This is a genomic window from Gordonia sp. JH63 (assembly GCF_009856645.1).
GTDB classification, from domain to species: domain Bacteria; phylum Actinomycetota; class Actinomycetes; order Mycobacteriales; family Mycobacteriaceae; genus Gordonia; species Gordonia hongkongensis.
Genome location: NZ_CP047235.1, coordinates 1,230,968 through 1,245,653 on the forward strand (window position 1 = coordinate 1,230,968; position 14,686 = coordinate 1,245,653).

General features: G+C 68.2%; 13 protein-coding genes. 8 read left to right on the plus strand and 5 right to left on the minus strand.

The window, feature by feature from the left end:
* Nucleotides 1-2: 2 nt before the first annotated feature.
* Nucleotides 3-3,254 (minus strand): BTAD domain-containing putative transcriptional regulator, encoded by a 3,252-nt coding sequence (locus tag GR168_RS05560; protein ID WP_159370245.1) that lies wholly within the window; start codon nucleotides 3,252-3,254, stop codon nucleotides 3-5.
* A gap of 74 nt (nucleotides 3,255-3,328) precedes the next feature.
* Between GR168_RS05560 and GR168_RS05565 the strand changes: the two genes are divergently transcribed.
* From GR168_RS05565 to GR168_RS05590, 6 genes are all read left to right on the plus strand, one after another.
* Nucleotides 3,329-4,024 (plus strand): hypothetical protein, encoded by a 696-nt coding sequence (locus GR168_RS05565; protein ID WP_065631737.1) that lies wholly within the window; start codon nucleotides 3,329-3,331, stop codon nucleotides 4,022-4,024.
* A gap of 125 nt (nucleotides 4,025-4,149) precedes the next feature.
* Complete coding sequence (locus GR168_RS05570; protein WP_159370246.1) at nucleotides 4,150-4,701, plus strand: YceI family protein; 552 nt, start codon at nucleotides 4,150-4,152, stop codon at nucleotides 4,699-4,701.
* A 307-nt stretch (nucleotides 4,702-5,008) separates the two neighbouring features.
* The gene (locus GR168_RS05575) at nucleotides 5,009-6,724 is read left to right on the plus strand and encodes an adenylate/guanylate cyclase domain-containing protein (protein WP_058253918.1); all 1,716 of its coding nucleotides are present in this window, start codon (nucleotides 5,009-5,011) and stop codon (nucleotides 6,722-6,724) included.
* A 120-nt stretch (nucleotides 6,725-6,844) separates the two neighbouring features.
* Nucleotides 6,845-7,735 (plus strand): oxidoreductase, encoded by an 891-nt coding sequence (locus tag GR168_RS05580; RefSeq protein WP_078113519.1) that lies wholly within the window; start codon nucleotides 6,845-6,847, stop codon nucleotides 7,733-7,735.
* A gap of 89 nt (nucleotides 7,736-7,824) precedes the next feature.
* Nucleotides 7,825-8,160, plus strand: a complete 336-nt coding sequence (locus GR168_RS05585) for a hypothetical protein (protein ID WP_159370247.1) — start codon at nucleotides 7,825-7,827, stop codon at nucleotides 8,158-8,160.
* Nucleotides 8,121-8,480, plus strand: a complete 360-nt coding sequence (locus GR168_RS05590; protein WP_238995029.1) for a hypothetical protein — start codon at nucleotides 8,121-8,123, stop codon at nucleotides 8,478-8,480. Before GR168_RS05585 ends, GR168_RS05590 begins: the two co-directional genes overlap by 40 nt.
* A 20-nt stretch (nucleotides 8,481-8,500) precedes the next feature.
* Here the strand turns inward: GR168_RS05590 and GR168_RS05595 are convergent, their stop codons facing one another.
* Nucleotides 8,501-9,019 carry a hypothetical protein gene (locus GR168_RS05595; RefSeq protein ID WP_058253916.1) on the minus strand — a complete coding sequence of 173 codons (519 nt, stop codon included), beginning with the start codon at nucleotides 9,017-9,019 and terminating at the stop codon, nucleotides 8,501-8,503.
* A gap of 390 nt (nucleotides 9,020-9,409) precedes the next feature.
* On the opposite strand from GR168_RS05595, the gene GR168_RS05600 reads away from it, so the two are divergent.
* Both GR168_RS05600 and GR168_RS05605 read left to right on the plus strand, forming a co-directional pair.
* On the plus strand, nucleotides 9,410-9,694 hold the full coding sequence (locus GR168_RS05600) for a GIY-YIG nuclease family protein (RefSeq protein WP_065631742.1): 285 nt from the start codon (nucleotides 9,410-9,412) through the stop codon (nucleotides 9,692-9,694).
* Between the two features lie 41 nt (nucleotides 9,695-9,735).
* Nucleotides 9,736-10,365, plus strand: a complete 630-nt coding sequence (locus tag GR168_RS05605; protein ID WP_159370248.1) for an alpha-ketoglutarate-dependent dioxygenase AlkB — start codon at nucleotides 9,736-9,738, stop codon at nucleotides 10,363-10,365.
* Nucleotides 10,366-10,772: 407 nt separating this feature from the next.
* Here the strand turns inward: GR168_RS05605 and GR168_RS05610 are convergent, their stop codons facing one another.
* From GR168_RS05610 to GR168_RS05620, 3 genes are read right to left on the minus strand one after another with little or no spacing between them, the layout of a single operon-like run.
* The gene (locus GR168_RS05610) at nucleotides 10,773-12,491 is read right to left on the minus strand and encodes a GMC family oxidoreductase (protein ID WP_159370249.1); all 1,719 of its coding nucleotides are present in this window, start codon (nucleotides 12,489-12,491) and stop codon (nucleotides 10,773-10,775) included.
* Nucleotides 12,488-14,074, minus strand: coding sequence for an NAD(P)/FAD-dependent oxidoreductase (locus tag GR168_RS05615; RefSeq protein ID WP_159370250.1), 1,587 nt, complete (start codon nucleotides 14,072-14,074; stop codon nucleotides 12,488-12,490). Before GR168_RS05615 ends, GR168_RS05610 begins: the two co-directional genes overlap by 4 nt.
* Nucleotides 14,067-14,648: a TetR/AcrR family transcriptional regulator gene (locus tag GR168_RS05620; protein WP_159370251.1), complete on the minus strand. Its 582-nt coding sequence runs from the start codon at nucleotides 14,646-14,648 to the stop codon at nucleotides 14,067-14,069. The genes GR168_RS05615 and GR168_RS05620 overlap by 8 nt, the downstream gene beginning before the upstream one ends.
* Between the last annotated feature and the right edge of the window lie 38 nt (nucleotides 14,649-14,686).

Consider the following 14,686-nt stretch of genomic DNA (forward strand, 5'->3'; position numbering starts at 1 on the left):
GCTCAGCCGGTGACGAGTCGCTGCTCGGCCCGACGCACGTAGGGCCGGGCTCCCGTGTCGCGGGCCACCCGGACGGCATCCTGCAGGTCGGCGGTTCCATCCAGCCCGACGACCTCGCGCGCGGTTCCGCGGTACAGCCTCGCGGGTCCCAGACACACGAGTCCGGGCCATTGCACCACCAGGCCCGACGACCAGTCGGCGGTGAACGGCTCGATGCGGCGGCAGATCTCACCAGCGGCGTCGCGGTGACGGGAATCGCGAGACACCGCGTAGAGCGTCTCGATGAGCAGTGGAACGCGCGCCACCACGCGCGAACCGGCCCACTGGTCGGCGTCCGCGGTCAGCTCCGTCGCGAGTTCGAGGGCACGGTCGAGGTCGCCGCTCTCGGCGGCGCCCAGTGCGATCACCAGGGTGAAATCCTCGTCCACCTCTTCCGCGAGCGCATCGAACGGCGGCAACGCCGAGGCGAGCTCGCCGCGGTGCCACGCGGCGATCGACGCGCTGGTCGCCATCGACGACTCGGCGAGAAGTCGTGCACGGTCGGACAGCCCGCCGACCGTCGCAGCGAACCTCTCGGTCAGTGCCGTGCTGGTGTCGTAGTCGCCACGTAACAGCGCGATCATCACCTGCCACCACAACTGCATCGTCTCCACATCGGTACCGCCGATACGTCCGGCGAGCCGGGTGAACTCGGTGGACAGGCGTCGCGCCAGACGCAGATCAGCCGCCTCCAACGCGCAGACGCGTTGCAGATGCAGAGCGGTGGCGCGTCTGTGGAGGTCGCCGGCCGATAGTTCATACAGCTCCCGGGCGATCTTGCGTCGATCCGCCAGACGGTCGGGAACCCACCGGACGAGGAACTCGGCGAGGTCGATCTCGAAATCCACGGCACCGCTGTCGTGGACGACACGTGCGGCACCGAGATGGTCGTCGGCGCCCGGCAAGCCGAGGACGGTCAACCGGGCTGCCTCCGACGCATGAGGGCGCGCAACCACTTCGGGGTCCAAGGCCTCACCGTGCGTCAGTGCCTCGCGGGCGAGAGCGGCATGGTCGGTCTGGACGACGCCGTAACCGGACCAGTAGCCCGCGACCCCGTTCGGTGCCGACAGCAGTGCGGTCTCGGCGAGCGCGGGCCAATCCCGCGTCAGCCGACTCACCGTCGCCGCCGATTCGAAAGAGTCCGCAGCCGAATCGAACTCCCCGATGCGCAGCGCGGCGGCGCCGGCGATCCGGCGCAATTCGACGGTCGAGTGGGAGTCGAGTCCGGGCAGACCGAGACCACGTCGTGCCAGGTCGAGCGCACGATGATCGGCCGTTGCCGAGAGTGCGCGGTGAGCCGCCCCGATGCATGTGCGAGCGGCGACGGCGGTCGAGTCCTCGTCGACGGCGCACTCGACGCGGTGCACGGCCAGTGACTCGAGATCGTCGGGACGCACCGCTTCGAACGCAGCGGCGAGCCGCGCGTGAGCCTCGATCCGTTGCTCGCGCGAGAGGTTGTCGGCGAGACCCTTCGTGACGCTCGCAAGCTCGCTCCTCAGGGGGCTGGTGGTGATGCTCGCAAGCTCGCTCCTCAGGGGGCTGGTGGTGATGCTCGCAAGCTCGCTCCTCAGGGGGCTGATGAGCCCGCTGCGGACTGCCTCGTCGGCCACGCCCTCACCGAGGGTGCGGGCCACCTCGGTGAACACATCGTCGGGGAGATCGCCGCCTGCGATCGTCACGGCCGTGACGAGCGCACGAGCGGCAGGGGAGAGATCGTCGAACCGCGTCGAGTACATCGATCGGGCGGGATGGTCCCGGTCCGGCGGCGCCCCGGTCCAGGCGATGGCGCACAGTTGTTGCGCCACAGCAGGATTGCCGAATGACTGCGCGACCAGCGCGTCAGCGTCGACCCGGTCCGTGTCACCGAGCTGCTCGAGACGCCGAACGATCAACGCGCGCATGTCGTCGGAGCCGAGTTCGGTCAGACGCACCTCGGCGACCGGCCCGTGCCGGTTCAGTGTCGACCGGAGGATCTCGACGGGCTCGGCGTCGGGGTCGCGGCAGGTGACCAGGACCGTCATCGGTGCCTGTCCGATACCTGCAAGCACGCGTCCCAGCACAAGAGCCGAGTCGGCGTCGAGCCACTGGGCGTCGTCGACAAGTAACACCGACCGCCCGTCCTCGGCGACGTCGGACCAGATGCGGGCGGTGAGGTCGGCGACGATTCGCGCCGTCGGGACGGAGACCGGGGACTCGCCGAAGAGTTCTTCGAGGCCGCCGAACGTCGGTCCGGGCGGGCCGGGTCGGCCGATGAAACGGCGGGCCGCGGCACTGTGCCGTGCGATGAGGTGCTCGACCAGCGCGGTCTTCCCGATGCCCGACGGGCCGATGAGGACCACACCCGCGGGACGGTCCGCGCCGGTTTGCCAGACCTGTTCGAGCACTGCGTGTTCGGCGACTCGGCCGATGAGTTCGCGTACCGGCTGCGGCGTGGCGGAGGTGGCGGAGAGCGGCGAGACCGCGGGAGACGGGTCGAGCAGGTCGTCTTCCAGCGCGACCGTGTCGGGATGCGGATCGAGACCCAAGTCGTCACGGAGGGCCTGCCGGAGTCGGCGCAGTACGCCGAGGGCGTCGACCGTGCGTCCGTCGTCGTGCAGCGCACGGGCGAGGGTCCGCGCGGCGCCCTCGCGGTAGGGGTGCCGTTGACACAGCGGCGTCAGCAACGCGACCGAGCGACGGTACTCGCCGACCGTGCGCAGCGCGTCGGCTGCGGTCTCGGTGAACTCGGCACGTATCTCCGCGAGCCGGACGAGTTCGGGTGCGATGTCGGCGATGTCGGCGATCTCCGGAAGCGGTTCGCCCCGCCATAGGTCGAGCGCTCGGCACAACACCTCGGCGCCGGCCCGGGGGTCGGACCGGATGAGCTGCAATCCCTCCTGGCCGAACTGGTCCAGCAGATCGAGGTCGGTGACTGCGCCGTCGCAGTGCAGTAGGTATCCCGCGGGGACGGTGTCGATGCGGACGACGCCGGTCGGGGCGAGCGAGCGTCGAAGCCGGGACACATACCCGTGCAGCGTGCTCGCCGCCGACGCCGGTGGACGACCACGCCACAGGAGCTCGGTCACCCGCTCAGGCGAGCACGCGGTCCGTTCCGCGGCGAGGATGGCAAGCAGCTCGGCGTGCTTGCGGGCTGTCATCGGGATCGGCGACCCGTCGGCAGCGGTGACCGACAGTGGACCCAGGACCCGGATCGCCAGATGTGGTTCAGAAGCCAACTCACGCGCCGTTCGTCGGGTCGCACCAGTCGCGCACAAGGCTAACACCAGCGCGGGTTGTCAGCGTTGCCGTCATGACAACCACTGCACACACCCAGAACCAGAACCACGACGCGTCGGATGGCGACACACCCGGCCCGTTCCGCAGCCCGAGCTGGCCGGTCCTACGCCATCTCAGCGGCGGGGCCCTGACCCTCGGCGGAGTCGCCTGCATCGCCGGCGGGACGTTGCATCCCATCGTCGACGGCGAGGCCCACTCCGTGGAGGCGCTGCAAGCGGTGGGCTCACCGTGGGCGCAGATCCTGCTCGCCGTCGGCACGACGCTGCTACTGCTCGGCCTGCCCGGGATGTACGCGTGGCTGGCACCCCGGATCGGGATCGCCGGGCTGATCGGCCTCGTCGCCTACGCGGTCGGCAATCTCGTCACCGCGACCGGGCACCTCATCGTCGAGCTGTTCGTCGCGTACCCGTTCGCGAATGACCCGGACAAGGCCGCGCTCATCGCCGCCGACGACTCGATGCTGGGCACCACCGCGTTCGAGCTACTCAACACGGTCGGCGGGCTCGTGATGCTGGTCGGTATGGGGATGTTCGGCGCCAGCCTCATCCGCAACCGGGCGGTCCCGCTCTGGATCGGCATCCTCACCGTCGTCGGCATGGTCGGTTTCATGCTGCCGATTCCCGCGGTCGCCGGAATCTCGGGATTCATCTACGAGGCGCCGCGTGGAATCGCCATCGCCGCGATCGGAGCACTGATGGTTCGCCGGTGATGTAGATCACAACGCCGGTGGGGATGAAATCGGACCGCGGTCCGGTTAGTGTCTGGTGATGGGTCGCGAAGGCCCACCAGCCATCGATCGAGACCCGAACCGAAAATTTCTGGAAGGACCACGACATGACCTCCGCCACCACCGTCAAGGCACCCATCCCCGCCGGCACCTGGATCATCGACACCGTGCACTCCGCGGTGAACTTCTCCGTGAAGCACCTCATGGTCAGCAAGGTCCGCGGCAGCTTCGACACCTTCTCCGGCACCATCACCGTCGACGAGAACGGCACCCCCGCCGTCCAGGCCGAGATCGACGTCACCTCGATCAACACCCGCAACGAGCAGCGCGACGGCCACATCAAGTCCGCTGACTTCTTCGACGCCGAGAAGTACCCGAAGGCCACCTTCGTCTCCACCGGCGTCCGCCAGAACGGCGACGACTACCTCCTCGACGGCGACTTCACCCTCAAGGGCGTCACCAAGCCCGTCACGCTCGAGCTCGAGTTCGAGGGCACCAACCCCGGCATGGGCCAGGGCGCCGTCGCCGGCTTCGAGGCGAAGGTCGTCATCAACCGCAAGGACTTCGGCATCGACATCGAGATGCCGCTCGAGGGCGGTGGCGTCGTCGTCGGCGACAAGATCACCATCACGCTCGAGATCGAGGCCCTGCAGGCCTGATCCGCACGATCCCCGATGGACCGGCACCGTGAGGTGCCGGTCCATTTGTGGTTTCGACACGCCGCGTGGCCGCTTCGCGTCCGCGTGGCGGCTCGACCAGCGGGGGATGGCCGCGTGGCCGCTTCGCGTCCGCGTGGCGGCTCAACCAGCGGGGGATGGCCGTGTGGCCGCTTTGCGTCCGCGTGGCGGCTCAACCAGCGGGGGATGGCCGTGTGGCCGCTTCGCGTCCGCGTGGCGGCTCAACCAGCGGGATGGTCGGCTCTCCCTTGGGTAGGCTTCGGGGAACGCCGTCAGGCAGGAGAAGCCGATGGGACGACCACGCCGGACCCGTCGTGGTGTGCCGTGGACACGTCTGCGTCGACGCACCGCGGGTTTCTTGTGGGGTACCTCGACGGTTCCGAGCCCCCGGGGATGGGCCCGGATCGGCCCGCCCATGCGCAGCAAGATCGCCCTGCACGCCACCGTCACCGCGATGACCGCCGTGATCGCCAGCAATACAGTGATCGGCGTCGAGACCTTCTTGCTCGTCCAACTCGCCTTCAACGGCGGCCAACTCACCTTCGACGAGACGCTGGGCGCGCCGAATTTTCCCGTGGTCGTGGGTGCGATCATCGTCGGCATCCTCACGAATCTGCTGTTGGGGATGCTGGCGGTCCGGCCCCAGCTGCGCTGGTTCATCAGCTGTCAACCCGCCGACCATGCCCGTCGACGCGCCGTACAGCGGATACCGATCGTGCAGCTCGGAGTCACGGTCGTCTCCTGGAGCGCGGCGGCGCTGTTCTACGTGTTCATCGCCGAAGAGCTCACGACCGCGACCGTCGCCGGCGTCGCGGTCGCATTCGCGCTGGCCGGTATGTCGAGTGCCTGTCTCACCTATCTGTTCGCCGAACGCGCCGCCCGCCCCCTGGCCGTCGTCGTCCTCGAGGACTTCCCCACGAACCACGTCATGAACGGTGTGCGCGTGCGGATGCTGGCCGTGTGGGCGGTGAGCTCGGCGGTGCCGATGGTCGGTTTGTTGACGGTCAACGCGGGGCGCTGGACCGGTCTGCTGCCCGATGTCTACGGCGCGGTCGACTGGACGACCGTGATCCTCTGCCTGGTGGGCCTCGCATCCGGAGCCCGTGTCATCGCGCTTGTGGGGCAGGCGATCACCGATCCGCTGACGGAGATGCGCCGGGCGGTGCACCGCGTGGACCACGGTGACTACAAGGCTCGCGTGCCCGTGTACGACTCCTCGGAACTCGGTGTGCTGCAACACGGTTTCAACAGGATGGTCGAGGGTCTCGCCGAACGGGACCGCATGCGTGAGATATTCGCGCGACACGTCGGCGACACCGTGGCCGAGCTCGCGATCTCCGACGGTGTCGGCATGCACGGCACCAATACCCGCGTCGGCGTCCTGTTCGTCGACATCGTCGGATCGACGGGGCTGGCGCAGCAGCGTAGTCCCGACGACACCGCAGCCCTGCTCAATGCCTTCTTCAGCATCGTCGCCGACGTCGTCGATCAACATTCCGGCTTCGTCAACAAATTCGAGGGCGACGCCGCGCTCGCCGTCTTCGGTGCGCCCGTCGAGATCGACGACCCCGCGGGCGCCGCGCTCGGCGCCGCCCGCGACCTCGCCGATCGGCTCGCCAGCAGCCTCGACATCCGTTGGGGGATCGGCGTTTCCTACGGCGAGGCGTTCGCCGGCAACATCGGCGCCGAACGACGCTACGAGTACACCGTCATCGGCGACCCGGTCAACGAGTGCGCTCGACTGTCCGACATGGCCAAGACCGGACGCATCCCGGCTCTGGCCAGCGGCGCGGCGATCGACGCCGCCGGCGAGGAAGCGCAGGAGTGGAAGCTGCTCGGCACGCGGATCATGCGCGGCCGCTCCGAGCCCACCGCCTTCCATGCGCCGATCGAACTCGTCGAGCGGTTGGGGACGTCGACCAACCTCATCGCGGAATTGCTACGGCCCGCACGTCGCATCGTCGGCGCCAACCCGTTGCGGCTGACCACATTCTTCGGCGGGTGAAGCCTTCGCTGCGCTCGGCGGAAGAGATGAATCGTTGACGCCGTCCCTATGCGTCAATAGCGTGGGCCGCACGGTCCCGGTTAGGTTGCCGGGCATGACGACGCATCCCAGGGGGTCGCGATGAGTGGTTGGACGACAGCGGACGTGACGGACCAGACGGGCCGGACGTTCGTGGTGACCGGTGCCAACAGCGGACTCGGGTATCAGACCGCGAAGGTGCTCGTCCGCGCCGGTGCCGAGGTGGTGCTGGCGTGCCGCAACACTGCCAAGGCCGATGCCGTGGCGTCGGAGCTGGGGCCGAAGGCGACCGTCGCCAAACTGGACCTCGCCGACCTCGAATCCGTGCGCGCCTTCGCCGCCGGGGTGACCGGCGCCGACGTGCTGATCAACAACGCGGGACTGATGGCGGTCCCGTTCCGACGCACCACCGACGGTTTCGAGATGCAGATCGGCACCAATCATCTCGGGCATTTCGCCCTCACGGCGCTGCTGCTGCCGAAGATCACCGAACGGGTGGTCACCGTGTCGTCGACGATGCACCAGATCGGCGACATCCAACTCGACGACCTGAACTGGGAACAGCGCCGCTACCGGCGCTGGCGGGCCTACGGCGACTCCAAGATGGCCAACCTGATGTTCGGCAAGGAGCTCGCCGCACGGCTGGCGGCGGCCGGGTCGTCGAAGAAGTCGTTGATCGCCCATCCGGGTTACGCCTCAACGGAATTGCAGGGCAGAAGCGAGAACTTCTCCGACTTCTTCGCGAAGCTGGGCAACAAGCTGCCGATCGCCCAGCCGGCGGCCGACGGGGCGCTGCCCCAGCTGTACGCGGCGACCCTGCCGGATGCGAGATCCGGGACGTTCTACGGGCCGACGCAGTTCTTCGGGATGCGCGGCGCCCCCGGACGCAGCGATTACAAGAAAGCTGCCGACGACGTCGAGTTCCGGACCGCGCTCTGGGAGGAATCGGAGCGGCTCACGGGGGAGAAGTTCGACGTCGGGGCCGTCGGCTGAGCGTAGCGTCGAATGGCTCCGATCCCACGAACGGACGAATCATGTTTGAGGTAGAGAACTTCGGACGCTGCATGGCTTAGATTCGCGGCATGACCCTCTCGAAACGTTCCTTGCGCATCATGCTGGCCGGAGCGGCATGCGTCGCCGGCGCGACTTTCTCCACCGTCGCGGCCCCGTCGGCATCGGCCGAACCCACCGGTTGCGTCGCCGGGGCGGCCGTCGTCGTCGCCGCGTCGTACTGCAGTGGCGGTACGGGGGAGCACCGGGTGCAGGCAGCATGTCTGGACTCGACCATGGTCGCGACACTCACCAACGCAAACGGCCCCTGGCGCGCACCGGGGCAGCTGTCGGTCGTGACCATCGGCGCTCAGACGAACGTCGGGAAGTGCATACTCCCGGTCATCGCGATCACCGGCGTGCGGTGATCCTGGCGCGCACCCTGGTTGTCGGCGCCCTGTGCGTCGGCAGTGCTGCGCTGTCGGCGGTGTCCGCGTCCTCGGCATCGGCCGAACCCACCGGTTGCGTGGCGGGGTCGGCGATCGTCGTCTCGGCGTCGTACTGCAGTGGTGGCACCGGTGAGCACCGGGTGGAGGCGGGCTGCATCGTTCCGGCGCTCTACGCCACGACCTTCGAAGCGTATGGGCCCTGGAGAAGCCCGGGGCAACTGTCGGTCGTGACCACCGGAGCGCCGACGAGAGCGGGGGAGTGCATTCTCCCCATCCAGGTCTTCGTCGGGGTGCGCTGAACCGGTTGAAAAAGGCCCGACTACTGGACGCTGAACGCGATGCTGTTCGACGCGCCCGAGATGGTGTCGGTGACGCGGATCGTGAAATCGCCTGCGCCCTTGAAGAAGTAGGACTTCACCGCGGTGCAGTCCTGGGTCTTGAACAGCGAGGCCTGCTTGGGGACCTTCGGTCCGGACAGGCGGACCTCCATGCGGCACTCGTTGCCGTCGACGATCGGCCCGGCGTCGATGATCGAGTTCCAGCGCACGCCCAGACGCGAGTTCTTCGGATAGGTGTTGGGCACGACGGCCGCGGTGTTGTTCGGTGTGTACACCCAGACGTTGATCGACTTGATGCCGTTCGGTGCGCCGGGGCGGCCGAGCTTGCCGTAGTGCGTGACCTTGTCGCCGCCGGACGAGCCGAGCGCGGCGCTGCCGGAGTCGAGGCTGCCGCTCGCGCTTCCGAAGAGTGTGTCGAGCGGGTTGGCGGTCGCCGGTGCGACGGGCAGTGCCAGTGCGGCGGTGGCGAGCAGGGCGGCGGCGATACGGGTGCGCTTCATCGACTTCTCTCGGTCCTCACGTTTATAACGAAATGATTAAAGCACGAGGATCGGCGTGTGCGTAGACAACTGCCCCCGCTGGTTGAGCCGGCCCCGAGCGGATCTGCTGGACAGAGCAAGCGACGAAGGAGCGCGTCGAGGTCGATGCGCCGTGTCGAAGCCACCCCCGCTGGTTGAGCCGGCCCCGAGCGGAGCGAGGCGCCGTGTCGAAGCCACTTGGTGACCGCCCCTGCTGGTTGAGCCGGCCCCGAGCGGAGCGAGGCGCCGTGTCGAAGCCACTTGGTGACCGATCCGCGAAACCTGCCAACGACCCTGTGGACAGACTCGCCACGATCCGCTGGCTGTGGAGGCATCGACCGATTTGTCGCAGCAATCCTCGACAGTCACACCATGAGTGGCTTTCTCTACATCCTCGAATGCTCCGACGGCACGCTGTACGTCGGGAGTACTCGGAACGTCGAGCATCGAGTCGACCAGCACCAGACCGGAAACGGCTCGCGCTACACGCGTCCTCGTCGGCCCGTCCGGCTCGTATTCCAGCAGGAGTTTCCCAACATAGGCGAGGCTTACGCGGCCGAGCGCCGTGTCCACGGCTGGTCTCGCGCGAAACGGTCCGCCCTCGTCGCAGGACGGTTCGACCTGCTTCCGGAACTGTCGCGCACGAATCCTGGGTAAAGCACTCGAACACACGTGCGACCTGGGTGTAGCCTGAAGTCATGTCTCTCGGCACCCAGGGCTCTTTGTTCTCCGAGCAATCAGCGGAGCCGACGCTCGGCGACCTGTCGACATCGATCTCGCGCCGTCCGCTGACCGAGGGTGCGTGGGTCGACCTGTGTCCCGGTTGGATCAGTGGTGCCGACGAGCTCTTCGACCGCCTCCGCGAATGCGTCCCCTGGCGGGCCGAGCGTCGTCGAATGTACGAGCGGGTGGTCGAGGTTCCGCGGCTCGTCTCGATCTACCAGGCCGATGACCGATTCCCCGACCCGATCATCACCGGCGCACGCGCCGCACTGACCGAGCACTACCGCGACGAACTACCCGAGGGTTTCGCGACCGCCGGGATCAGCCTGTACCGCGACGGCAACGACTCGGTTGCGTGGCACGGCGACCGCATCGGTCGGGCGTCCACACACGACACGATGGTCGCCATCATCTCGCTCGGTTCACCTCGGCCACTCATGCTCAGACCCCGCGGTGGCGGTCGGTCTCTGAAGTTCACCCTGTCGTCGGGCGACCTGCTCGTCATGGGTGGCAGTTGTCAGCGCACCTGGGAGCACGCCGTGCCCAAGGTGCGCGGCGTCGGTGCCCGTATCAGCATTCAACTGAGGCCGCCCGGAGTGTGGTGATCTGGCCGATCAACGCCGACCGGGCGCGGCGCGGACGCCGCGTGCGTTGAGGTCACTTCGCATGATCGGTCGCCAAGTGGCTTCGACTCGGCGCCTCGCTTCGCTCGGTGCCGGCTCAACCAGCGGGGGTTGGCCGAGCGTCGCGGGGAGGTCGCGTGCGTTGAGGTCACTTCGCATTATCGGTCGCCAAGTGGCTTCGACTCGGCGCCTCGCTTCGCTCGGTGCCGGCTCAACCAGCGGGGGTTGGCCGAGCGTCGCGGGGAGGTCGCGTGCGTTGAGGTCACTTCGCATGATCGGTCGCCAAGTGGCTTCGACTCGGCGCCTCGCTTCGCTCGGGGCCGGCTCAACCAGCGGGGGCAGTCACCCAGTGGCTTCGCTCGGTGCCGGCTCAACCCGCGGGGGTCGGGTCAGCCGGCGCGTGTGGCGTCGGAGACCGGCGTGATCGGGAGGCGCAGCGCGCCGGGCGCGTGGGCGGGGACCGTCGGGTGGTGGGGCTCCACCGGCTCGACGGGCCGGTACGCCGCACCGAGCTCAGGCCGCGGGTCGGCCTCGCCGGCATTGGGCCACATCGCCAGGGCGCGTTCGGCCTGCGCGGTGATGGTCAGCGACGGGTTGACGCCGAGGTTGGCCGAGACGGTCGCACCGTCGACCACGTGCAGCCCCGGGTGGTTGAACACCCGGTGATACGGGTCCACCACGCCGTCGGCCGCCGACCGTCCGATCGAGCAACCACCTAGGAAGTGCGCGGTCATCGGGATGTTCAGCAGATCGACGATGGAACCGCCGGCGTCGCCGTCGATCTCGCGTGCGACGGCGCGCACCGCCTCGTGCCCCTCCGGAATCCACGTCGGCGGGGGATCGCCCTCGCCCTGCCGGCTGCGCAGCATTGGGCCGAAACGACCTCGGCGGGAGAACAACTCGAGCGAGTTGTCGGCGGTCTGCATGACGAGTGCGATGATGGTGCGCTCCGACCAGCGTCGTACCGAGAGGCCGCGCAGCGTGATCACCGGGTGACGGACCATCTCGATCAGCGCCTGCAGCAGTCGCGGCAGCGGACCACCCCCGTCGACGAGGATGGCCTGCAGCATGCCGATCAGGTTGCTGCCCTTGCCATATCGCACGGGTTCGATGTGCGTGTGGTCGTTGGGATGGAACGACGACGTGATTGCGACACCCTCGGTGTAGTCGATGTCGAGGTCGCGTGCGGTGGCGGCCAGGACCGCCTCGGAATTGGTGCGGACCACCTTGCCCAGGCGAGACGACAGCCCGGGCAGGTGGCCGCCCTGCTGCATGTCCAGCAGCAGCTTGTTGGTGCCGTAGGTGCCGGCGGCGAACACCACGTGATCAGCGGTGAAGGTGCGGCGCCCACGGCGCGACCAGCGTCGGCCCGACCGGTGCGACTCCACGACGTACCCGTCGCCGGAACGCGGCCGGACGGTGTCCACGGTCGTCATCGGGATGATCTCGGCACCGGCCTGTTCGGCCAGGTAGAGGTAGTTCTTGACGAGCGTGTTCTTCGCTCCCACCGGACATCCCGTCATGCAGGCGCCGCAGTCGGTGCACCCGGTGCGTGCCGGGCCGGCGCCGCCGAAGAACGGGTCGTCGACCGTCTTGCCCGCCTCGCCGAAGAACACGCCGACCGGGGTGTGGACGAAGGTGTCGCCGACGCCCATCTCCTCGGCGACCTTGCGGATCACGCGGTCGGCGGGCGTCACCTTCGGATACGTGGTCACGCCGAGCATGCGTGAGGCCTGGTCGTAATACGGGTCGAGCTCGGATGCCCAGTCGGTGATCGATCCCCAATGCGGGTCGTCGAAGAACGCCGGCAGCGGACGGTACAGGGTGTTCGCGTAGTTCAGCGATCCACCGCCGACGCCCGCACCGGCCATCACGAGCACGTCGCGCAGCAGGTGCATGCGCTGCACCCCGAACAATCCGAGCGCGGGTGCCCAGACGTAGTCCTTGAGGCGCCAGCTCGTCTTGGGCAGGTCGCCGTCGGAGAAACGCCGACCGGACTCGATGACCGCGACGCGGTAGCCCTTCTCGGTGAGTCGCAGGGCCGCAACCGATCCGCCGAAACCGGAGCCGATGACGATGGCGTCGTAATGGTCAGGGGTGGAACTCACGGTGCGACGGTCCTCTCGGTGTCGGATTCGGTGGCGTCGGATGCCGTGTCTGCTCCGGTGGTGACGGCCTGGTCGACGGGTGCGGCGGGGATCGCGGCGTCGAAGCGGTGGTCGGTGGGTTCGAAGGACGACATCATCCGGCGGAAGTCGCTCGTGAACTTCGGCCACATCACCGAGTTGCGACCGGTGGAGTCGAGGTACCAGCTCGAGCAGCCACCCGAATTCCAGACGGTGCGTTCGAGTTCGGGATCGAGTTCGGAGTTGTAGCGGTCCTGTGCATCCTCGGTGACCTCGAAGGTCGACCGGCCGCTACGCGAGAGTTCGGCGAGGGCCTTGCTCATGTAGTACGCCTGCGGCTCCAGCATCAGCACGATCGAGCTGTGACCGAGATTCGTGTTGGGGCCGTACAGGAAGAACAGATTGGGGAAGCCGTGGACCTCGACCCCGCGGTAGGCGCGTGGTGAACCCTTCCACGCCTGGGCCAGCGTGCGGCCGTCGCGCCCGGTGATCGCCGACGCGATGGGCGGCTCGGTGGGGGTGAACCCGGTCGCGAAGACGACCGTGTCGACCTCGTGCTCGCGACCCTGATCGTCGACGGCGCCGCGTGCGGTGAGACGGGTGATCGCGCCGGTGACGGTCGCGTTGTCACGCTGGAGTGCGGGGAACCACTTGTTGGTCAACAACATCCGCTTGCAGCCGATGGTGTAGTCGGGGGTGAGCCGACGGCGTAGCGCACGGTCGCGGACCTGGACACGCAGCTGGGCCAGCGCGATGGTCTTCGCGATCGGCAGCAGCTTGGGATTGCGGGCCATCATGAGGACGTAGGCCTCGCGATAGGTCCACACCATCCGCCGGACCAGGCGGTGGATACCGGGAACCCGACGATAGAGCGCGCGTTCGAGGGTGCCGATGTTGCGGTCCAGACGCGGGACGACCCAGGCGGGGGTGCGCTGGAAGACCGTGAGATGCCCGACCTCGTCCACGATCTCGGGCACGATCTGGATTGCCGACGCGCCGGTGCCGACGATTGCGACGCGTCGACCGTGCAGGTCGTGGGAATGATCCCAGTCGGCGGAGTGGAACATCGTGCCGGTGAACTCGTCGGCGCCGGGGACGGTCGGCAGGCCGGGTTCGGACAGCGCACCGGGCGCCGCGACCAGGTAGCGGCACCGGATCTCACCGTCGGTGGTGTCGACGACCCACTCCTGCGTGCCACCGTCCCAGCGCGCCGACGTCAGCGCACAGTTGTATCGGATCTGATCGGCGAAATCGACTGCGACCGAGCGTAGATACCGATGGATCTCGTCGCGACGACCGTAGGTGTGCGACCACTCCGGGTTCGGCGCGAACGACAGCGAGTACAGCGACGTCGGGACGTCGCAGGCCGCGCCCGGGTAGTCGTTCTCGCGCCAGACGCCACCCGCGCCGTCGCCGCGCTCGATTGCCAGGGTCTGCAGCTGCGGATGGTCCTTTCGCAGACGATGCAGGGCGGCGAGGCCGCCGAATCCGACGCCGACGACGAGGACGTCGACGCGCCGGGGCAGCGTGTTCTGCTGCGGGAGAGTCGGACTGGGTTCAGTCATGAGACAGGAGTTCCTTCCATACGGGCAGGAGTCGGTCGAGCAGCGCGCGGTCGGCGTCGGGCGAGCGCAGGATGCGCGACACCGCGAGTCCGCGTGCGAGTTCGATGGACAGTTCGAGTTCCGCGGCGGTGTACCGGTCGCCGAACAACTCGGCACAACCGACGGCGAGGGCGTCGGAGACCTGTTGTTCGAGCGGGATGATCGCGGTTCGTAGCCCGACGTCGCAGCGGGCGGCGACCCACAACTCGAGAGCGGCGTCGAACAGTGGGCCGCTGAACGCCTCGACGAGGATCTCGAGTCCCTCGTCGCCCGTGCGGGGCCGCGACAGGATCTCTGCCAGTCGCCGTTCGACGAGGTGCCCGACCGCGGCGACCACCAGTGATTCCCGGGTGGGGAAGTGATGCAGGAGCGCCCCGCGGGAGATGCCGGCGCGGCGGTTCACCTCCTGCGTGGTGGTGGCTGCGTAGCCGACGTCGACGAGGGCGTCGACGGTCGCGTCGAGGATGAGCGCACGGGTGGTCGCGGTGCGTTCGGCCTGCGTACGACGACGTGGGGCTCGGGTGGGCTCGGTCACATCAGCGACGATAGCACAAACAGTCCGGACTGCTTGTA

Coding starts and splice junctions, on each gene's coding strand:
- GR168_RS05580 (WP_078113519.1), top strand. CDS start 6,845: ATGAGTGGTTGGACGACAGCGGACGTGACGGACCAGACGGGCCGGACG.
- GR168_RS05600 (WP_065631742.1), top strand. CDS start 9,410: ATGAGTGGCTTTCTCTACATCCTCGAATGCTCCGACGGCACGCTGTAC.
- GR168_RS05585 (WP_159370247.1), top strand. CDS start 7,825: ATGACCCTCTCGAAACGTTCCTTGCGCATCATGCTGGCCGGAGCGGCA.
- GR168_RS05615 (WP_159370250.1), bottom strand. CDS start 14,074: ATGACTGAACCCAGTCCGACTCTCCCGCAGCAGAACACGCTGCCCCGG.
- GR168_RS05570 (WP_159370246.1), top strand. CDS start 4,150: ATGACCTCCGCCACCACCGTCAAGGCACCCATCCCCGCCGGCACCTGG.
- GR168_RS05565 (WP_065631737.1), top strand. CDS start 3,329: ATGACAACCACTGCACACACCCAGAACCAGAACCACGACGCGTCGGAT.
- GR168_RS05605 (WP_159370248.1), top strand. CDS start 9,736: ATGTCTCTCGGCACCCAGGGCTCTTTGTTCTCCGAGCAATCAGCGGAG.
- GR168_RS05595 (WP_058253916.1), bottom strand. CDS start 9,019: ATGAAGCGCACCCGTATCGCCGCCGCCCTGCTCGCCACCGCCGCACTG.
- GR168_RS05575 (WP_058253918.1), top strand. CDS start 5,009: ATGGGACGACCACGCCGGACCCGTCGTGGTGTGCCGTGGACACGTCTG.